Origin of the sequence: Candidatus Competibacter denitrificans Run_A_D11, assembly GCF_001051235.1 — a bacterium.
Classification (GTDB): Bacteria; Pseudomonadota; Gammaproteobacteria; order Competibacterales; family Competibacteraceae; genus Competibacter_A; species Competibacter_A denitrificans.
Map to the genome: position 1 here is coordinate 1 of NZ_CBTJ020000034.1, position 18,840 is coordinate 18,840.

The 18,840-nt window shown below is 59.7% G+C and carries 18 protein-coding genes and 1 pseudogene; 18 read left to right on the forward strand and 1 reads right to left on the reverse strand.

Annotation, left to right across the window (positions count from 1 at the left end; translation table 11 throughout):
• Window positions 1–128: 128 nt before the first annotated feature.
• The 11 genes and pseudogenes from BN873_RS07430 to BN873_RS07480 all read left to right on the forward strand — a co-directional run bounded on the left by BN873_RS07430 (window position 129) and on the right by BN873_RS07480 (window position 11,089).
• Window positions 129–365 carry a hypothetical protein gene (locus BN873_RS07430; RefSeq protein ID WP_048672372.1) on the forward strand — a complete coding sequence of 79 codons (237 nt, stop codon included), beginning with the start codon at window positions 129–131 and terminating at the stop codon, window positions 363–365.
• Window positions 366–369: 4 nt separating this feature from the next.
• A complete protein-coding gene (locus tag BN873_RS07435) occupies window positions 370–753 on the forward strand; it encodes a DUF3487 family protein (RefSeq protein WP_048672375.1) in 384 nt (127 codons plus the stop codon).
• A complete protein-coding gene (locus tag BN873_RS07440) occupies window positions 746–1,372 on the forward strand; it encodes a DUF2895 family protein (protein WP_048672379.1) in 627 nt (208 codons plus the stop codon). Before BN873_RS07435 ends, BN873_RS07440 begins: the two co-directional genes overlap by 8 nt.
• 13 nt (window positions 1,373–1,385) lie before the next feature.
• On the forward strand, window positions 1,386–2,429 hold the full coding sequence (locus BN873_RS07445) for a DUF3438 family protein (protein WP_048672380.1): 1,044 nt from the start codon (window positions 1,386–1,388) through the stop codon (window positions 2,427–2,429).
• Window positions 2,401–4,098, forward strand: coding sequence for a TIGR03752 family integrating conjugative element protein (locus BN873_RS07450; protein WP_048672384.1), 1,698 nt, complete (start codon window positions 2,401–2,403; stop codon window positions 4,096–4,098). Before BN873_RS07445 ends, BN873_RS07450 begins: the two co-directional genes overlap by 29 nt.
• Window positions 4,079–4,807 carry a hypothetical protein gene (locus tag BN873_RS18745; RefSeq protein WP_053085264.1) on the forward strand — a complete coding sequence of 243 codons (729 nt, stop codon included), beginning with the start codon at window positions 4,079–4,081 and terminating at the stop codon, window positions 4,805–4,807. Before BN873_RS07450 ends, BN873_RS18745 begins: the two co-directional genes overlap by 20 nt.
• Window positions 4,804–5,760, forward strand: a pseudogene (locus BN873_RS20825) (TraC family protein); the annotation flags it as partial. The gene BN873_RS18745 and the pseudogene BN873_RS20825, both read left to right, overlap by 4 nt.
• A gap of 64 nt (window positions 5,761–5,824) precedes the next feature.
• Window positions 5,825–7,630 (forward strand): TraC family protein, encoded by a 1,806-nt coding sequence (locus tag BN873_RS07465; protein ID WP_171820432.1) that lies wholly within the window; start codon window positions 5,825–5,827, stop codon window positions 7,628–7,630.
• Entirely contained in the window at window positions 7,627–8,961 is a 1,335-nt protein-coding gene (locus BN873_RS07470; RefSeq protein WP_048672390.1) for a hypothetical protein, read from the forward strand. Before BN873_RS07465 ends, BN873_RS07470 begins: the two co-directional genes overlap by 4 nt.
• Window positions 8,933–9,382 carry a hypothetical protein gene (locus BN873_RS07475; protein WP_048672392.1) on the forward strand — a complete coding sequence of 150 codons (450 nt, stop codon included), beginning with the start codon at window positions 8,933–8,935 and terminating at the stop codon, window positions 9,380–9,382. The genes BN873_RS07470 and BN873_RS07475 overlap by 29 nt, the downstream gene beginning before the upstream one ends.
• Window positions 9,383–9,385: 3 nt before the next feature.
• Entirely contained in the window at window positions 9,386–11,089 is a 1,704-nt protein-coding gene (locus tag BN873_RS07480) for a conjugal transfer protein TraG N-terminal domain-containing protein (RefSeq protein ID WP_048672393.1), read from the forward strand.
• Between the two features lie 58 nt (window positions 11,090–11,147).
• Here the strand turns inward: BN873_RS07480 and BN873_RS07485 are convergent, their stop codons facing one another.
• Window positions 11,148–11,438 carry a hypothetical protein gene (locus tag BN873_RS07485; protein ID WP_048672396.1) on the reverse strand — a complete coding sequence of 97 codons (291 nt, stop codon included), beginning with the start codon at window positions 11,436–11,438 and terminating at the stop codon, window positions 11,148–11,150.
• A 94-nt stretch (window positions 11,439–11,532) separates the two neighbouring features.
• On the opposite strand from BN873_RS07485, the gene BN873_RS21305 reads away from it, so the two are divergent.
• From BN873_RS21305 to BN873_RS07520, 7 genes are all read left to right on the forward strand, one after another.
• Window positions 11,533–11,793, forward strand: a complete 261-nt coding sequence (locus BN873_RS21305) for a hypothetical protein (protein WP_139031664.1) — start codon at window positions 11,533–11,535, stop codon at window positions 11,791–11,793.
• Between the two features lie 7 nt (window positions 11,794–11,800).
• Window positions 11,801–14,014: a conjugative transfer system coupling protein TraD gene (gene traD, locus BN873_RS07495; RefSeq protein WP_048672399.1), complete on the forward strand. Its 2,214-nt coding sequence runs from the start codon at window positions 11,801–11,803 to the stop codon at window positions 14,012–14,014.
• Window positions 14,011–14,739: a TIGR03747 family integrating conjugative element membrane protein gene (locus BN873_RS07500; RefSeq protein ID WP_048672401.1), complete on the forward strand. Its 729-nt coding sequence runs from the start codon at window positions 14,011–14,013 to the stop codon at window positions 14,737–14,739. Before traD ends, BN873_RS07500 begins: the two co-directional genes overlap by 4 nt.
• Before the next feature lie 94 nt (window positions 14,740–14,833).
• Window positions 14,834–15,511 (forward strand): TraI domain-containing protein, encoded by a 678-nt coding sequence (locus BN873_RS07505; RefSeq protein WP_048672403.1) that lies wholly within the window; start codon window positions 14,834–14,836, stop codon window positions 15,509–15,511.
• The gene (locus tag BN873_RS07510) at window positions 15,508–16,434 is read left to right on the forward strand and encodes a DUF1845 domain-containing protein (protein ID WP_048672405.1); all 927 of its coding nucleotides are present in this window, start codon (window positions 15,508–15,510) and stop codon (window positions 16,432–16,434) included. The genes BN873_RS07505 and BN873_RS07510 overlap by 4 nt, the downstream gene beginning before the upstream one ends.
• Complete coding sequence (locus BN873_RS07515) at window positions 16,431–17,321, forward strand: nucleotide-binding protein (protein ID WP_048672408.1); 891 nt, start codon at window positions 16,431–16,433, stop codon at window positions 17,319–17,321. Before BN873_RS07510 ends, BN873_RS07515 begins: the two co-directional genes overlap by 4 nt.
• A 69-nt stretch (window positions 17,322–17,390) precedes the next feature.
• Window positions 17,391–17,879, forward strand: a complete 489-nt coding sequence (locus tag BN873_RS07520; protein WP_048672411.1) for a hypothetical protein — start codon at window positions 17,391–17,393, stop codon at window positions 17,877–17,879.
• The last annotated feature ends 961 nt before the right edge of the window (window positions 17,880–18,840 follow it).

Consider the following 18,840-nt stretch of genomic DNA (forward strand, 5'->3'; position numbering starts at 1 on the left):
AGTTGGTTTGAAGCAAAACTCGCCATCATCCGCCCCGCCATCCGTACCTATCTGACTAACCCACTTTACATATTACCCTCAACTGCGTAACTCCTAAAGATAAAAACTTTTTAGAAAAAGTCATCACGGTGCTGGTCATCATGGTGATTGCAGGCGCTGCGATCATTTTCGGCTTTGGCGCGGTCGGCTCCATTGGCGATGTGTTTTCCGCCTTAGCCGAAGCCCGGCAACGCGGCGAATGGGGCGGTTTTCTCAAAATGGTGGCCTTTGTCGCCTCGGTGCTGGTGGTTTCGAGCGTGTTAGTCGCGCTGGTCGTCGATTGGCTGAACAACTTCAGCATCAGCCCCACCATCACCATCGGATAGCGCCATGCCCAAACCCGACCACGCTTTACACGAGTTAGATCGTGAGCCGATTGTTCACTTTGGGTGTACCTGGAGTGAAATTAAACGCTGCACTGGGAAAGCGTTCGTTACGGTCCTGCCGATGACGCTCATGGCCCTGTTGACGTTGCGGCTCGCGCCGCTGTTATGTGCAGCCGGGCTGTTAGCGTGGTTGGGCCTCACGCGCTTTTTCATCTACCGGATTCACCGCAATCGCGCCGGGAAGCCGCTTCACTTCGAGCAGCATCAACAAGCGATCAAACGCCTGGGCGCCCCGTTTATCAGCGCCCAAACCCTCTATCAAAGTCAGCGCACCCGCCCATCGCCTGCGCGGCGACGGACCACCCGTTGGAACCGCCGTCATGCCTGAAGCCAAAACCCACCCGGCCCGGCGCGATCAGGAGCTGCGCCGCTACCAAATCATAATTTATCTCCTGATGGGTCTCATTGGCCTCCTGGGGGTGGCGTACTGGCGAATCCCGACGTTGCTCAGTGTGCATGTGCCCCCGGATATGACCCAACCCCATGTCATCAAACCCAATGAGATTTGGCCGATCAACGTCTATGCCTTTGGTGAAGATTTAATCGTCAAGCTCAACTACTGCCGTGAAGACTGTGGGCACGATTACCTGCGCAATCTCGATCACTATCGTGATTTCTTAACCCCGCGCTGTCGCGAAGACTTGGCGCTCCATCGGCAACGCAATGCCAGTTTGTACGAAAACCGCGCCCAACAGCTCCTGCCCACGGGGGATGAAGTGTTTGATCCGGCCAAAGTCCAACGGATCGGCCGGGATGTCTGGGAAGTGCATTTAGAGTTCTACGTCGAAAGCCACGTCAAAGGCGTCGAAATCGGCCATCGGCGCATTCATTACCCCATGCGCATCGTCCATGCGCCGGGCATTCCGCTGGATAAAAACCCCTTTCAACTGGCGTTTGACTGTTACGCCCCGCCCGGTCCGCAACCGGTGGACCCTAAATCGTCTTAATGTGGAGACGCCGATGACGCTACAGCCGCCTCGTTCTCTTCTGGTTGCCAGTTGGCTCACCCTCACGGCGATGGCCGCTGGGGCAGAGCCGCCCACGGCGGGCGATCTCGCCGCAGCGGTCGCCCCGCTTCGCGCGCCAGAATCCCCAAAACCCCAGGCGAACGCCGCCACGCCGCCCACGGCCCGTGTCACGACGCTCGCACCCGGTGCGTCCCGTCCGATTGCGCCTTCAACGACCAGTGACACGGCGGCCAGCCCCTCGTCCCCCCTGACCGCCATCTGGCAGAACAATCCCATTCCGACGCCTTTGTTGGTCGGTCAGGAACGGCGCATTGATTTTCCAGAGCCGATTGCGGATTTGGAGGTCCCCAAAGACGTGGAGGGCCAATCGCAAATCATCTTAGCCCCCACCGGAACGCTCCATTGGACGGCGCGCACGCCCTTTGCCCCCGTGCGCGTGTTAGCCACCTCGGTGAGCGGGACGCTGTATCAATTGCAAGTCGAAGCCGGTCGCGACGGGACGATCCCTGGACCTTTGGTGATCACTGATCCGGTCCTGGAGGCGGTCAAGGCGAATCCGGTCGATGAACGGGCGCGGATGGAACGCGCCGCCCACGCGTTGCTGCCGCCGTTTTTGAAAAAAGAAACGTCGGCGGCAGCGGGACCGCACTACGCTGAACTGGCTCGCTTTGCGCTCGCCCATTACACCGGCCCCGCGCGTCTCATTCCCAAACTCAACGCCAGTCGCCTTAAGGTGAGTACCGCGTCCACCGCCCATTGGCTGCGGGTGCAATCCGCGTTTCTCGAAACCCGCCCGCTCGCGCAATGGAAAGTCGAGCCGTTCTATGTCACGGCGGTCGGGGTGTTCAATCACAGTCCGGCGCAAGTCCCGTTTGAACCCCGCGCCTTGCGGGGGCATTTGCGCTTTGTCGCCGCCTTGCATCCTATCTTAGGTCCCCAAGGTAGTGGCCACAGTGGCACCGTGTGGGCGGTGGTAACCGATCAACCCTTTGATGAGGCGATCCGTGATGACGCTGCCCTTACCGCCCGTCGCTAAAGTCGCCATTGGAGGGTTACTGCTCCTGGGCGGTCTGGCGGGCTATGCGATCTTCACGCGCGAAGTGCCGTCCATTTCTACGATCAAAGCGCATCGCGAAGAACCGCCCCCGCGCCGGGGCGATGATCCGACGTATGCCGATGAGCTGCGCAAGATGACGACCTTGCTCCAGGATATGCGCTATCGCTTTGATCAAGCCGAAAACGCCCGGGTGCAAGATCGGGATCAAGCCGAGCGTAAAACGCAACAGGCGGTGCAAGAGGCGACGCGCCAAGCCACCCAGCAATCGCAGCAAGCGGTGGATCGCTTAAGCCAGGCGCTCAAAGCCGCTCAAGAGGCTGTGGATCAAAAGATCAAAGAGGCGACGACGCCTGCGACGGATTCGGCGCTCAAAACCGAAATCGACCGGCTGAAAGAGGAACTGAGTGCGTTACACCAAGCCGGGACCTCAGAGCGAGACGCCGCGGCGCGGGTGCGGTCCGCCTTACCGGAAGCCAATCGGGTGCTGGCCCCGCCGGTAGAGTCGTCTGCGAAGCCCCCGACGCCGCCGAAAGAAGGGGTTTTAGGGGCGGCGCAACTTGCGCCCGATCTCCTGCAACAGTTGCAGCAAATTCCGGGGCTTGAGGATTTCAGAGATCGTCTAGCCAGCCTTCAGGGCGGCGGATCTCCCGGGGCTCCGTCTCCCGTGTCCCCGCTGGAACGCGCGCTCGACCCCAACCAGCCCCCCTTGGACGGCGAGGTGCGCTCCGGGGCGAGCGCGTCGAGCAAACGCCTGGAGGGGTTAAAGGGCCATTACGTCACGCTCACGCCCTACGGAACGCGCGGGACCTCCACGCCGCCTGTTACCACGAGCGCGACCACTGCCGTTTCGCTCGCGCCCAAAACCTATCCCTTCACCGTGCGCCCGGGCAAAGACGGGGCGAGCGCGGTCATCCCCATTTACACGATCCCGGATGCCGCGACCCTCGTCAACAACGCCACCATGACGCCGCTGGTCGGCCGAGTGCCGTTTCGCAACAACCTGCGCGATCCGTTTCGCTTCAAACTGATCACCGGGGCCACCAACCTAGCGACCAATGGCCATCGGATTCCCGGTATCGTCAACGCGGTCTGGACCGGCTATGCCGTCGGGGTCCGGGAGCAATCCTGCGTGCGGGCCTATCTCGATACCGTGACCTTTACCTTTGAAGATGGGCGCCTTCATACCGTGCGCAAAGGCAAAGGCGACACGGACGCCACCGCGTCGGTGGTGGATAACTTAGGCTATCTCACCGATCGCTGGGGAAAACCCTGTATCCGGGGGCGGTACTTCAATAACGCGGGGAGCTATTTGAAAGATCGCGGAATCGCCGCGTTTTTAGATGGCCTCGCCAACGCCTACGCCCAATCGCAACTCACCACCCAGCGCGAGAGCGGAACGCTCTCCACCTACCTTTCAGGCAATACCTACGAATACGCCTTGGGTAAAGGCTTGGGTAACACCGCCAATGAAATTGCCCACTACGTCGCCGAGCGGGCGGAAGATGCGTTTGACGTCGTGTATGTGCCCTCCGGGATTGATGTGCAAATTTTCGTCGAAGACCAAATTCCCATCGACTACGACACCAACGGTCGCAAATTACAGTACGACTACCGTGGAGCGGACCTTCATGCCCAAGCATTGGATTGAACAGTGCCGAGGACAACGGTTGATGCAGATGCAAATGACCGCCAGCGGATCGCCTGGCGGGCGGGCGCACCGTTGCCCGCTTCAACGGCTGGCCCTGCGCCACCCGCGCCCCACGCCACCTCAGCGCCGTACCCGGTTCCAAAAAGGGCGTGACCTATCGCAGCGTGCTCGGTTCAGCCTCCTGTCGGGTCCTGTCCTTGCCGCCCTCCTGGTGGCCGTCGCCGGGTGCGCCTCCGGTCCGCGCGAGAGCGACCTCCTCCCCGATGAAGGCCCCACCACCCTGGAAACCTATGAGCGCCATCTGAGCGGTCAGGCCGCTTTACCCCATGCGGAGCGAACGTCACCCGCGCGCACCGGGAGCGAGCGCGACGGCCCCGCCGGTTCCGAAGACACGCAACCCATGCAACGGGCGGTCCCACGGGAAACCACCGTACCGCTCAACGCCCCAACGCCCGGCGCGATCCGGGTCGCTTGGCGCGGCGCGGAGGCCGCCGCGCTCGGCGATGCCGCCTCCAGCGGGAGTCTGGCCGCCTTGGGTGCGCTCCAGCAGGATTTTCAGCGCCTGCCTAATCCGGAAATCGTCGGCTATGTCTATCCGCATTTGAGCGGGGATTTGCCGGTGCCGGGGTATTACACCGCGTTTCCCCTGCGGGAGGGCCTGTACTATGCCCGGCCGGGCGAAGGGCTGTATTCGGGCGTTGCGCCATGAAGGGCGCCAGTCCCAATCCAGCCTCACGGCGTTTTTCCCGCACGCCGTGGTATGCCCAAATTCTCCATCGATTGAGCGGCGATTGGCCCTTAACCGGAACGCCGCCGTTAGGGGTTGCGCAGTTTCGCGACCTCTTTCACAGCTATCCCGCGTTTAGCGATTATCTGCCGTTCGCCCGTTATGACCCCGCTGAAGGCGTCTTTCTCCTGGATGATGGCTGCTCCGTTGGCGCGGTGTTTCGCCTGGGCGCGGCGGATTTAGAGGCCCGCGCGCCGGAACGTTTGGCGGAATTTAATCGGCAACTGGATCAGGTGTTGGGCTTATTGCCCAACGAGGACGATCCGTACCCGACGATCCTGCAGCTGTATCTGGAGAATCGCGAACCGCCGAATGTCGCCGACCAATTGGAGGCCGCAACTCCGGCCGACGTGCGCGAGAGCCCCTATACGCAGCAGTGGTTTGCGGTCACGCGCGCGCACAGCGACTTGATGCGCGACAGTCGCGGTATCTTTGATGATGCGCGGGTGACGCAAGCGGGGGATCGGCCGAAGGGCTGGCGGGCGATTGATCAGCAAATTCATGCCTGCGTGTACCGGAAAGCGCCCCCGTCCGCGTGGAAAAAGCGCCGCCATACGCCCGCGCAGTGGCTCAATCTCGCCATTCACCCCTTTTTGACGGGCTTGGAATCGATTGGGGTGCGGGTGACGCGCGTGGATGAAGACGGTCTGTGCGCGTGGTTGTTGCCCTGGTTGACGCCCCTCGTGCCGGGCTTTGCCTCACCGCAGGCGTATTTGACCGCCTGCGGACCCTTGCCCCCGCTGGAGGAGCGCACCGCCGCGTGGGAACTGGCCCAACACCTGGCGCAACTGCCACCGGTGCCCATTCCGGAGCGCGACCCGGAGCGTGATCGGGGCGTTTGGCGCTTTGGCGAGTGCTATACGCGCTTTTTAACGCTCCAGGGCATTCAACATCCCCCGGCTGATGGGGTTCACGCTCGATACGCAAAACGAAAAAGGCGTGATTGCCTGCCCCTGGGATCGACTCCCACCCAACAGCATCCTGACCTGGACGCTCATTCCCCGGTCGCCGCTCGCCATCGACGAGCACTTGGATCAGATGCAACTCAAAGTCGATCAAACGACCTCGGAAAGCGCCCACGCGGCGGCTGAACAATTGGCCGTCGCCAAAGCCGCGCGGCGGCAACAGGAACTCATTTTTAACACCCAAATGGGCGTTTACCTGCGTGCGCCCAGCTTGCAACGCTTAGACGACGACACCTTAGCCACGACGAATGTCTTGGCGCTCGCGGGATTTACGCCGATTCCTGCGAAGTACGATTTATTGGCGGATGACAGTTTCGTGCGCAACTTACCCATGGTCTATGACTGGCGCTACGACCGCCGTCACGCGCTGCGCTCGCGGCTCACCCATGCCGCGCATATCGCCGCCGTCTTGCCGTTTTTCGGTCGCGCCACGGGCACCGCGCATCCGTGTTTCGTCGGCTGGCATCGGCGCGATGGCCAGTGCTTCCACATGAATTTTTACCATCCGGCAGATCGTGCGCGGGTCGCCCATACCGTGGTGTTCGGCCAAACCGGCTCTGGCAAATCCGCCACGCTCATTAACATGCTGATGTCGTCGATGGCGGTCAATCGTCCGCGCCAAATCATCATCGAAAAAGGTAATTCCTTCGGACTGATGTGCGCGTACTACGCGCGCCAGGGCCTCACGGTGCGGGAAATCGTGTTTAACCCGCTCGATCCCACCTTGTGTTACCCGCCGTATCTCGAAACCGCCAAAGCGCTCGCCGAGCATCGGGGTGAATTTCTGGCGACCGGCGAGGGCGAGGGTGATGGCGAACAACGCTCGTATATCGACGAGATGCTGTACATGACGCTCTTGATGATCACCGGTGGGCGGACGCGCGAACTGGACGCCCTCACCACCTCCGATCGCGCGGCGATTCAAACGGGTTTATTGCGGGGGTTGGAAGCGAGCGCGCAGGCGGGCGATCCCCACGCGCGCCCCCTGGATGTCCGTAACGCCCTGCTTCTCATGGCAGAGGACGAAAAAATCCCGGAAATTCGTCTGCACCTGCGCGCACTCGCCGATGCGCTGGCGCTGTGGACCCAAGGGTTACGCGGGCAACTGTTTAATCGCCATAGCCCCGGCTTTGCCACCGATGTCGATGTCTTTCACGTCGAATTAGGGGTTTTGACCCACAGCGGCAACGACGACATGTTGGCGTTGGCGGTGCTGTCGCTTTTGGCGAGCATTACCGCGCAAAGCGAACATCATCAAACCTCTGGCCGTCATACGGAAGTTTGTTTTGATGAGGCGCATTACATCGCTAAAACGCCCCTCCTCGTTCAGGGCTTTATTGTCGGTACCAAGGTGTGGCGCAAGCTCCACACCTGGCTGTTGTTTGCCACGCAAGATTTCTCGGATGCGAGCGAACTCGCCAAACAAATCCTCTCGCAAGCCGAATTTTGGGTGCTGCTCTGCATGGGCGCGCATGAAGCCCGCCAAGTCGCGCGTTTTCGCGACATGAGCGCCGAAGAGCAGCGCCTCTTGACGCTCGCACTGAAAGACCCCGGCCACTATGTTGAAGGCGTCTTGCTCTCGGAGAGACATGCCCCGGCGCTCTTACGATTTGTTCCCCCCGCGCTGGCCTTAGCGCTCGCTCAAACCGAGGGCGCTGAAAAGAATCAGCGTCTGCGGCTGATGAACGAACACCACATCAGCGAACTGGACGCCGCGATTCAGATTGCCGAGGACCTCACGCAACGTCGCCGTCAACACCGCCAGGAGACCGAGGCATGAAACGCCTAACCACCACACCCTTGAATTCCCCGGCCCTGCCGTGGCTGTTGGTCGTCGCGTTAAGCGTTCTCTTGGCTGGAGGCCCTTCCCGTACCGAGCGTTTAAATCCGTTCTCGGCGGCGTGGGCCGACAATCGCTTAGATGAAATCAAAGGCAAACTCGGGCAAGGCGTCCGCTCCGATGACGTCCCGGCCGGAACCACCGGCTGGGCGTTTGGCGTGGGCGCGGGGGCTGATACCGACAACCTGCGCCCCGCCACGTACAGCAAGAAACTTCAAGTGAACGCCAACTTTTCCGCTGGGTTTGGGTACTCCTGCGGCAAGTTCGATCCGTTCGATACGGTCGAACAGATGATCAAGTCAGCGATTAATAAGTTTAAGCAACTGCCCCAGATGTTTGTCAGCGCCGCACAAGCCGCCGTGGCGGCCCTGCCCGCGTATATCCTCAACAAAATCAATCCCACGCTCTACAACGTCATCACCAAACAACTGGATGAAGCGTTCAAGCTCTTTGAGATCAACTTTAAAGATTGTCAACAGCTCGAACGAGAAATTGCCCTGGGCCAAAACCCCTATCACAACCTGGTCATGGCCGGGATTGGTGATCGGATGCGGATCGAAATGGGCTTTGGCGACGGCACCATTGATGATCGGATGAAAACCGTGCGCAAGGAAGGCCCGAAAAATGGCGTGGTGATGGCAGAAGGCAAACGCTATGGCGGTGATGGCCAACAGCCGATTGAAACCACCAAAAACGTCTTAACCGCTGGGATCAATCTCTTGACCGATCGCGGCGCCGGCGAGAGTGGCACGTTTGGCTCATCGTCTGGCGATAAGCACCCGATTACCCAGCTCTTTGGTTCGCCCAGTCAGTTGGTGGATTTCATCACCGACATTTACGGCTACCAAACCTATCAACTCACCGAGAAAGGACCGGCGAAATCCAAGCCTGGCATCGGTTATCAAGCGAAGTATGTCGAGGAGCGGGATAACACGATTGAAGCGCTGCAACAGTACGTCAACCGGGAACTGGAGCGTAAAGCATTTGAAACCAAGACCGGCTTTCTCATTCCGCCAGCAACCGTGGAGGAGATGCGCGCGTTATCGCCGTTCAACCTCAGTATCGCCGTCGATGATCAAGCCCGCACCCATGCGGTAGAGCGGTTAAAGCTCAAGCTCACCTATGCGATGCAAGCGTTAAAGACGGGCTTGAAAGAACCCAATATCGCGCAAAGCGAAGCGTATGAAGTGATTGAGCGGGAAGTGACCAAGCTCATCATCTCGATTCAAGATGACATCGCCCATGTCAACAACGCCACGTACCTTCGCTAAAGTCGCCGCCGGGGCCAAGCGCTTCGGCGGGTTGGTGCTCGTGGCGCTGGCGCTGGCCGCCATCGGCCTGCTCGGCCCCTGGGTCGTGCAGCAGATGACACCGGCGCGCTTAGAGGATGCGCAGCACCTCATCGACCAACTCTGGTGGCCCGCCAGCGCCTTGCGCGCTGCGCTGTATGGGGTGCTGGCCTGGGGCGTGTATCCGCTTTGGGTGGATCGCCAACGTCAGCGTTTCCTTGCCCAGACGGCGACCTTAGCCCCAGCGGGCGAGAATGCCCTCAATGATCGATACCGCCAGCCACTGGCCCTTCGCATCACCCCGTGGGACCGCGCCACTCAGTGGTCGTGGCGCATTTTTGCCGCCTTCCTGGCCAGCGATCTTCTCTTAGCCCAAGGGCCTTTTTGGCTGATTCGGGGGTGAACCATGTCCGTGAGCGGCATTTTAGAAGGGTATCTCACCCTTTACGGCTGGCAGGTCTATGCCTCGCTTTTTCTGCTACTCGTCGCCATGGGCGGGGTGATTTATCCCGTCGCCCGCATTGTGTTTGATGCCGCGCTCCACTATGCCGAGCAGGGCGGTGACCCGGGCCTCGGTTCCCGGAGTTTGATTCTTCGCCTCGCGATCTATGTGCTCGTTTTGACGTTGGGCCTCATTCCCATCGTGCCCATCAAAGTCACCACCACCACAGTCCAAAACCGTTGTGGCCGGGAGAGTCTGGCGACGCTCGGGGAAAAGTACGAAACCTTAAAAAGTAAGGAATACGGGTTTGGGGAGGTTGAAGGCGCAAACGCACCGCTTTTGCCCTATCTCGCCATGGTGCTGGCGTCGGGCTTTAACAGCGTGGTGAACAAAGCGATTCCGTGTGTGCAGGATCTGACGGATTTAAGTTTGGCGATGAACACCTTGGACTTTAGCGCGGCGGAAGACCCCAATACGCTGCGCGCCAGCGTAGAGCGCTTTCAAAAAGAGTGTGGACGGCGCGCCCAACGGGTCGTTCGCTCGTTCTTAGACGATGAAAATGTGCCCAAAGGCCGGGAGTACATGGAAGAACTCTTAAAAAAATATGGCAGCACGGATCAAGAACGCCAAGAGCAACTGGTGTATTTCGGCTCGAAATTCTATCTCGAAAACCTCTACAGACCCTGTAGCGGGGGCGGCGATCCCACCACGCCCGCCGGTAAGTTATGCATCATCGCGCCCTTGCGCGCCCAAAACCCGGTCAATGGCTTTGGGTACAACGCCAGCCGCGATTCCGACGTCAGTCGTTATCAAGCCGCGAAAAACCAAGGGCTACCGACGTGTGAGGAATGGTGGAACGACGGAAGCCACGGTCTGAAAGCACAACTCGTGAAAGCGGGCGGTGACGCCCTTCAGAAAAAAGCCATGGCCCTTCAAACGGGCACCTGTCCGGGCAAAGCGTTCCTCCCCAGCGCGCTCTGCACGCTCTACAGCGGTATTAAGACCTCCGTTGAAGACGCAGAAGACACCATCGCCCGACAAATGCTCCTCACCAATGCCCGGCAAATGACGTCTAAATCCATCGATTGGGGATGGTCAGACGCCTTAATCGGGAGCGCGCTCTTTGCCTTTACCGACATTGCCGAAAACCTCGCCAGCCAAATCGCGGGTTATAGGGTCGGCATTTACCTCACCAAAATCAGCGCCAACCTTTTACAGCCCTTTTTGCTGATGGCCATTTTCATGCTGTGGGGACTTTTCTTGGTCATTGGCGAAATGCGCGGCATGGGATTGATTAAGGGTCTCATGCTCATCTTTGTCTTAAGCATCCTGCCCTCGTTGTGGGCCTTCGCCGACTACATCGATGATCGGCTGTTTCTTACGCTCTACCCGGATGCGACGAGCTTTAGCGTGAAGGCCATCGCCAAGGCGCTCGTCTCCCACAACGCGACCTTAGAGCGCGTCATGCTGATGTTCACGACCGCCGTGTTCTACCTGATCTTGCCCATGTTGATGTTGTATTTGATCGCAGAGGCCGGTGGGCCGAATGCGGGTTCGAGAATGGCAGGTGAGTCTCTTCTAGCCTCATCACGTCAAATAGGCGGCCTGGGTGGTAGCGCAATGAGCAGTACGAGAGTGAGGCTACCACACATAAAAGTGAAGGATTGAGGCATCGATGCGTCCTAATAAGGTTCCTGAATCTGTTCAAATAGTTATTGATACAAGGCTACTTATTATGATTGAGATTATGGGTGTACATCTTATAAAGAGGATCAGTATCCATCTGGGTATTGAGCCTCTCTTGTTCAATTTCTATTTGAAAGGGATTTTCCGAATAGGCGGGTCTTCTTTTATTCGGGCTAAAGCACAGGTAAGCGAAAAACAACCAAATTCCCGCCCCCAAAAACCCCTCAGTCCCATGCGCAATGAACTCCCAGATCAGGCAGCCCAGGACAAACACCGCCAACAGCCATTTAAACAGGATCTGGCCCAAAGGCTCGTGTTCAGAGTGCGTCATCGGTCTGACCTCGGTTGGATGGCTTTAAGCCGTATCATATTCCAAAAAGACTGTCAAGCTACTCAGCCTCTGTTGTCACTCTCTGGAGGCACTCATGGCTAAAGCGCAGGACCACCGCCAGGACGCTCAACCGGCTTTACAGGTGCTTGAACAGGACCGGGAACGGGAGCATCAGCGGGCCTTGGACCACCAACGCGAACTCGACCGACAGCGGGAGAGCGAGCGCCAACAACAGGAATGGGAGCGTCAACGCGAGATCGACCGCCAACGCGAATTCGAGCGCCAACGCGACCTTGACGCCCGCGAGCGGGAACTGGACCGCCAACGCGACCTCGACCGGCAGCGCCGTTGGTAGAACACCCATGGCCAGCTATCCGATTGAAGCCTTGTTACGCCCCCCGGTGGAGTTCTCCAGCAGTCTGGCCGCTGCGAGTCTTGCCGCCATCACCTATCGGGCACCGGATCTGATGATGCTCACGCCGACGTGGAGTCGCTTCGTCGTCGTGGGGCTTAGCGTCATGGCGGTGTGGCGGTTTTATCAGGGTGCGCGGGTGTTGCGTTATCAGCGGGGCTTACGGCGTAATCGCCTCTATCGCCTCTCCGATCAGGCCCTCCATCCCGATCCCAAAGGGTTGTTTTTGGGCCGCGGATTCCTTTGGACTGCTCGGCATACACAGCGGCTGTGGGATGCCACGCGCGCGGCGAACCGGCGCTTCCTAGAGCCAGGTCGGTCTTTGCGACGGCTAGAGAACGCCCACCCTTTAAGCGGTTTACCCGCTCTACACGGTGTGGGTCTTTTAGAAGGCGAACGGCGGACGATCTTGCCCCACGCGGAACGACAGGGCCATATCTTTTATGTCGGCACCACCGGCGTTGGGAAAACGCGCGCCGCTGAATGGGCGATGATGCAAGACATCCGCCGGGGCAATCCGGTGATTTGCATGGACCCCAAAGGCGACCCGGACTTATTTCGCCGCCTCCATGAGGAAGCGTTGCGCGTAAAACGGCCGTTTTATTTCTTTCATCTAGGCTATCCCGATCAATCCGCCCGTTACAACCCGATTGGTCGGTTTGGGCGGGTTACGGAAGTCGCCACGCGCGTAGCGAATCAGTTGCCGAGCCAAGACAATGCGGAAGCCTTTCGGCAATTTGCCTGGTTATTTACGCACCTCATCGCCCGCGCGCTGGTGGCGTTAGGCGAACGGCCGGATTATCGCAAGACGCTCAAATGCATGAACAACATTGATCCGTTGCTGGTGCGGTATTTCGAGCAGTGGCTGGATCGCGAAGGCCCACCGGGTTGGCGAGATTTAATCGTGGGGCCGACGCCGGAGCCGAAAACCGAAACGCCGCGCTATTTAAAAGGGCGTGATCCGCGCGCGTTGCAACTGGTGCAGTTTTATAAAGCGCATGAACTCTACGACCCGGTGGCGGATGGCCTGAAACGGGCGTTTGAGTACGAGAAGACCTTTTTCGACAAGATCTCGGTCGCCGTGCAGCCGTTACTGGAGAAGTTGCTGGCGGGGCGGGTGGGTGAACTGATTAACCCCGACTACACCGATCCCGACGATCCCCGGCCGATTTTGGAATGGACCCAGGCGATTCGCCAACGCGCCATTGTGTACTGTGGGTTCGACGCGCTTTCGGATTCCGAAGTGGCCGCGGCGGTCGGGCAGGGGATGCTCGCCGACATCGTGGCGTATGCGGGTGAACTCTACAAACACGGGTTAAGCGATCACTTGGCGTTGCCCGAAACCTTGCCGGAAACGTGCTTGCATTTGGATGAATTCTCCGAACTGGTGCGCGGGCCGGAAATCATCCAAGCCTTAAACAAAGGGCGCGGCGCGGGTCTGCGGTTTTCGCTCTATACCCAGACGCTGGCTGATATTGCCGCCGGTCTTGGCAATCGCGATCGCGCAGGTCAAGTCATTGGCAATGCCAGCAATACGATTGTGATGTTGCGCGTGGCCGATTTGGATACCGCCGAGTTGCTCGCCAAGCGCCTGGGTAAAGTGGAAGTCAACATGATGATGTTGGTGTCCGGGGCGACGGATTCCTCCGAACCCGACTCGCCGGTGCATTTCACCTCCAACATGCAAGATCGTGTCTCGACCCAGACGGTGCCGCTGTTGGAGGCGGGGTATCTCATGCAATTGCCGCGCGGCCATGCCTTTGTACTGATGGCCGGGGGGCAATTGTACAAGGTGCAGTTTCCAGAAATCGCCACAACCCGCCGCGCGCTGCCCCGGGATTTGGATGCGATTGCGCAGGACATGGAAAGCCGGTATCAGCGCGCCAAGGGCGTCGAAATCCGCCCAGAGGATTCGATTAACCGGGCCGCCCTCTGGGGCCAGATTGGATCGAGCGCCGCCGCTGAGGAGACCGTTACCCCGCTGACGGCGGCAACGCCGAGTGCATCCACGGCACCGTCGGTGGCACCAGGAACCTCCAGCGCCGCCCCAGCGCCCGCCACCCCCCTGGCGTGGACGACGCTCACGCACGAGGACACGGCGCGGCAATGGTACGACCCCGCGCCCGCTGACGAGCGCGTCACCGCGTCTGGAGACCGCGCATGAGAGACCGTCGTCCCTATGCCCCGCCCGAACCTGTTTATCGGCGGCCGTGGAGTTTAGCGGGCCTCCTCGATCACGCCATGGCCTTTCTCACGGTGACCATCGCGGGGTGGTGGATTTCCATCCTGGTGGAATGGGCCGGTATTGGCTTTCACTGGTGGGACCTGCCGGGTGCGGCGCATAGCCAAGACGTGCTGCGCACGGAGCTTTCCTGGCTCAAAGCCGATTTTACAGCGGCAGAGTTCACCCTGCGCGTGATCGATTGGGCCTACTGGGGTGCACAGATGCTCTATCACTGGAGCGGCCTGGAATGGATCGTGCGCTGGATCGTGGCCGACCCGACGTTACCGTATCCAGGACCCACCCCGTTACGGCAGACCCTACGCCATTTTGGCGATTATTTACTCGCGGCAACCTATGTCACCCAGTTGGTCGGCGCGCGCCTGGCGGTGGTCTGGCTCACGCTGCCGGTCTTTCTCTTGATGGGTCTCATGGGGGTGATCGATGGCTTGGTGATGCGGGATCTGCGCCGGTTCGGCGGCGGCGCGGAAAGTAGTTTTATGTATCACCACTTAAAAAAAATGATCCGGCCCATGGCGTCCGTCCCCATCTTTCTGTACCTCATCGCGCCGTGGTCGGTGCATCCGACGCTGCTGTTTGGCCCGTTTACGCTGCTGTTTGGCTATTTCATGCAGCGCACGTTAAGCAAGTTCAAAAAATACCTCTGAGGCCAGAGATGAGCTACGTCAATCGTGCCAATCCCATCCCCCGTCTGTTGGCCTTGGGCTTGTTCGTGCTGGCCGTGCTGGTGTGGGGGTTCTGGTGAAGCCCACGGCGGCCGCTGTCGAGCGCCTGGCGCTGCAATCGCCCGCCGAACTGCTAGCGGGGCGCACCGCGCACCTTCAGGAACTCTATAAGCTCAGTGGCTGCTCCCAGCATCAATTCGATCAGGTGTATGGCTCCCTCCTGACCGCGTTTGCCGGCTATGTCCAGGCGCTGCCCGCCGTGACCGATCCCAAGACGACGTTACTGGATGAGCGGCTGCGCGCCGCCGAGCGCGTGCTCTTTCGCCGTCGCGCCGTGCTCTTGCCGGTCGGCGAGACCGTGGAAGCGAGTGCGCAGGCCGCCGATCTGTGGACCTATCTCGTGTTTTGCTTGGCGTTACTGTATCGGTTAGGTCGCGATCTTGACGCCTGGCACATCACGCTCTGGACGGCGGACGCCACGCCGCTGGGCCATTGGTCCCCAGCGGTGATGCCGCGGGGCCTGCTCGCGGTCCACCGAGCGACCCATTACACCGTGCAACCCGCCCCTATTCGCGTGACCCCGGATTGGACGGGGTTGGTGGCAGGTGCGCTCATGCCAGCCGTTGGCCTGAATTGGCTCTGGCGCGATGCGCACGCCATGGCCTTCTGGACCCAAGCGATCCGCGCTGATTTGCCGGATGCGCTCTGCCCGTTGTTTGTCGATGTTCCTTTTGCTTGGAGAGCCTGCCCATGACCACCCTCGTGCCCCCCCTCAATCCGACCGTTTCGACCCACACGCGCGCCGTGATGCGTTCTCCGCTCACGCTCTCGACGCATATCGGCGTCAAAACCTACAACCGCACCTTCAAACGTCTAGAAGCCGCGCTGTTTCTTGCCGACGTCTTGGTGTTGCTGCGCGGTCGCGCGAGCCACGACTACGCCGCCGAGATTACGCAAGTTCACAGCGCCATGGATCAGGAGCTGACCCGCTTGAGCGCGTTGGTCACGGCGGAACAGCAGTGGATCACCAAAGCGTTAAAAGCCGCGCCGAGGGATGCGGAGGTTCAGTACACCGATCCGGTCACGCTGAATCTCACGCTGCGCACACCCCGTGCCCGTCCGTATGTGACCTTACTGACCCGCTTGGAGCAGACGCTGTGCAGCGTTGATCAGGCGTGGTATCACGGCCTGATCCCAACGGCCGAACAACTGAAACGCGGTAATCTGCTGTTTCGCCACTTTTATCGGGCCTGCGGGGTGATCGAACGTCTCGCCTGGGGCTTAGGGCGGCGGGTGCGCGATGCCCAAGACGGTGCGGCGACGGTCAATGCGAGTCCTGACTATCACGCCATGTTGCTCAAACGCACCGGAAGCGGCCCCGCGCACGCGGATGCCCCCGACGCACCCGCCCCAGACGAAGCCGCTGACGCGATGACGGCGGAAGAAAGCGCCTCGTTAGAGGCCACCGAAGCGCTCGTGGCGTCGTTAACACCCGTGGTGGGCGAGGCGCAGGAGACCGAGCCAACGTTTGACGATCCCACTAACACCCCGACCTTCGCCTCGACGCCTGAGCCGACCGTGACCCTCCTGGAGACCATCAACCCTGGCTTGCGCTCTTTGGAAGAGCCGCCGTCGCGGGTCCGCGAACTCTTTCGGGCGCAAGGGGCCTCCGTATGAACCGTCGGGCTGTTTTTGTGCTAAGTAATAAAGGCGGGGCCGGGAAAACGACCTTCGCGCGCGGCCTCCTCGATCTGTATCGGCTCGAAGCCAAAGAAGTCGCCGCCTATGACGCCGACGGCAAAGTTGGTCAGTTGGTTCAACATTACGGCCAACGCGACGAACGTGGCGCTTTGTTACCGCTTCAAGATCCCAAGATTGGTTGTGGCTTTTTCGATATCCGCGCGGATGATGATCGCGATGTACTGATCAATGCGCTCGCTGACGAACCCGAACGGCTCTTGTTTGATCTCCCCGGTGGACTCGTCGGTGAGCTGGGCAAGGTTATCGACTATGGGGCTGCCCCACGCGGTCTCTTTGACGAATACTGGGATAAGGGCTATGCCATTACGGTGGTGATCGTCATGACCCCGGTGCTGGCCTCGGTGCGCACCGTCCAAGAAAGTTTGGAAGCCTTTGGTCCGAAGGTGAATTATGTCGTCGTAAAAAACCTGGCGTTTGGCCCACGCGACAGCTTTATTTTGTTTGATGGCACCGACCGCGATGGTTTGCGTTTCCCTTCCAGCCTGGGTAAAGCCGCCGTGCTGGATGCCGGGGGCGTAATCATTACGATGCCCCCCCTAGAAGCCCGTAGTTATGCGCTGCTGGACGTCTTTAATCTGACCTTCAAAGAGGGCGCGCTGGGTCAAGGCCGGGGACGTCAATTGCCACTGGCTGATCGGGTGCGCGTACGCAATTGGTTGCAGGATTATGAACAACAGATCTACCCAGCGCGCACCCTGCTAGGACTGGATTCCGCAGAGCAAGCGGACCCCGCTAACCCCACACCCGCCCCGCCCAGCGCTTGGCGTGACGCTGGGGCCCATGCTCGCGGCGCGGCTGCGTAACGGTAGAAACGGGCGTGGCGGGATCTTTGCAGCCCGCCCGTTTCTCGCCCAGTGCAAAGGCGATCTTCGATGACTGATCCGCTGCCGCCCGACCCGCAAGCGGCCCTCCAGGCTGCGTTTCAAAATGCCAAACGCCCCGCACCTTTTAAAACGGATAAAGAATGCGTGACGGTATTAGAACCGCAAATTCGTCAAAAACGGGCGGCGGGGTGGACTTATGCACAAATCCATGCCGAACTCGTCCGCCTCGGTGGCTATCAGGGAACCTATCAAACCTTCTATAAGTATGCATACGCCCTCCTAGGACCGTCTGAAGACCGCGCCCGACGTCAGAAGCCAACGCCTGCTGTCCCGCCGCGGCCTGCACCGCCCGCTGCCGCCGAAGCGACATCACCCCCAGCCGCACCCCCGCCCGCCTCCGGTCAACGGCCCCTGACCAGCGTCACCCGCGAGTGGGGCGGACCTCATGCGCGCGCCCGCTATGATGAACGGGCGCGCAATCTGGCCGCCGCATCGACGCCGCAGAATTTAATTGATTACTTGAACAAACCTGTTTGATGAGGACCCGTTTTGCACCGTCTATCAGTTCTTCAAGGGGAGGTATATACCAACGCCTTACCAATACCTTACCAACGCCTTACCTGCACCTTACCAAGACCTTACCTGCACCTTACCAAGACCTTACCTGCACCTTGCCAAGACCTTACCTGCACCTTACCAACTATTCACCCGTACCCCAACAATGTCCATGCCCTCCAATAACCCTCATCAGGACGCGAGGTGTTACTCCAAAGCACTGCCTTTCCCAGGACGCGGCATCGTCGCCGACCAGCGCCGGGGCGTGACGGTCTGTTAGGTGGCTAGAAAGCGCAACGTAGCGTCACTGCGTGCGCGGTTGCATCGATACCCTCAAAAAATCACGTTGCACAGAGAGAAAAAAGACAGGCGTACTATTAAACTGTTTTATTGGCTTTTTTACGTACCCTGTATCGGGTAAAGAGACGGTAAATCAGAAAATATACAGCCCATTTTTCGCTTGCTTTTTAACCCGTCCAGGTGTGTACTGAAGTTACCGCTGCCCCCAGCGGATCGGGTTTTCAACGGTCCCTGTCCCGTCCTTGGCAGGGGGGTGTCGCTCGGCCCGAAACGAGTTCAGGTCTTAAGACCTGCGGTGTGAGCGACCGCAACACGCTCTCGGAGATCGCCGTCACTCCGGTTCAATCCTTCCGGCGTAAACGGTGGCCCTACCGTTTCCAATCCAGGTGGGCGTTCTGAGGTGAGGTGAGACGACAAACGGTGGCCCTACCGTTTCCAATCAAGGTGGGCGTTCTGAGGTGAGGTGAGACGACAAACGGTGGCCCTACCGTTTTCAATCCAGGTGGGCGATAGAAGCGGTGAACGATGAAAGCAGATGCAGAGTAAAGACGATGGACGGAATGGATCTCAAACCGGGGGTTAGCCCCGACGACGTGACGGCCCTGATCCAGACGCTACGCGGGATGGTGAACTTGGAAGAAGG

Excerpts from the sequence above, each read along its gene's own strand:
- BN873_RS07470 (WP_048672390.1), top strand. The coding sequence starts at position 7,627 with ATGAAACGCCTAACCACCACACCCTTGAATTCCCCGGCCCTGCCGTGG.
- BN873_RS07475 (WP_048672392.1), top strand. The coding sequence starts at position 8,933 with ATGTCAACAACGCCACGTACCTTCGCTAAAGTCGCCGCCGGGGCCAAG.
- BN873_RS18745 (WP_053085264.1), top strand. The coding sequence starts at position 4,079 with ATGCCCAAGCATTGGATTGAACAGTGCCGAGGACAACGGTTGATGCAG.
- BN873_RS07450 (WP_048672384.1), top strand. The coding sequence starts at position 2,401 with ATGACGCTGCCCTTACCGCCCGTCGCTAAAGTCGCCATTGGAGGGTTA.
- BN873_RS07435 (WP_048672375.1), top strand. The coding sequence starts at position 370 with ATGCCCAAACCCGACCACGCTTTACACGAGTTAGATCGTGAGCCGATT.
- traD (WP_048672399.1), top strand. The coding sequence starts at position 11,801 with ATGGCCAGCTATCCGATTGAAGCCTTGTTACGCCCCCCGGTGGAGTTC.
- BN873_RS07480 (WP_048672393.1), top strand. The coding sequence starts at position 9,386 with ATGTCCGTGAGCGGCATTTTAGAAGGGTATCTCACCCTTTACGGCTGG.
- BN873_RS07485 (WP_048672396.1), bottom strand. The coding sequence starts at position 11,438 with ATGACGCACTCTGAACACGAGCCTTTGGGCCAGATCCTGTTTAAATGG.
- BN873_RS07445 (WP_048672380.1), top strand. The coding sequence starts at position 1,386 with ATGACGCTACAGCCGCCTCGTTCTCTTCTGGTTGCCAGTTGGCTCACC.
- BN873_RS07510 (WP_048672405.1), top strand. The coding sequence starts at position 15,508 with ATGACCACCCTCGTGCCCCCCCTCAATCCGACCGTTTCGACCCACACG.
- BN873_RS07520 (WP_048672411.1), top strand. The coding sequence starts at position 17,391 with ATGACTGATCCGCTGCCGCCCGACCCGCAAGCGGCCCTCCAGGCTGCG.
- BN873_RS07440 (WP_048672379.1), top strand. The coding sequence starts at position 746 with ATGCCTGAAGCCAAAACCCACCCGGCCCGGCGCGATCAGGAGCTGCGC.
- BN873_RS07500 (WP_048672401.1), top strand. The coding sequence starts at position 14,011 with ATGAGAGACCGTCGTCCCTATGCCCCGCCCGAACCTGTTTATCGGCGG.
- BN873_RS07515 (WP_048672408.1), top strand. The coding sequence starts at position 16,431 with ATGAACCGTCGGGCTGTTTTTGTGCTAAGTAATAAAGGCGGGGCCGGG.
- BN873_RS21305 (WP_139031664.1), top strand. The coding sequence starts at position 11,533 with ATGGCTAAAGCGCAGGACCACCGCCAGGACGCTCAACCGGCTTTACAG.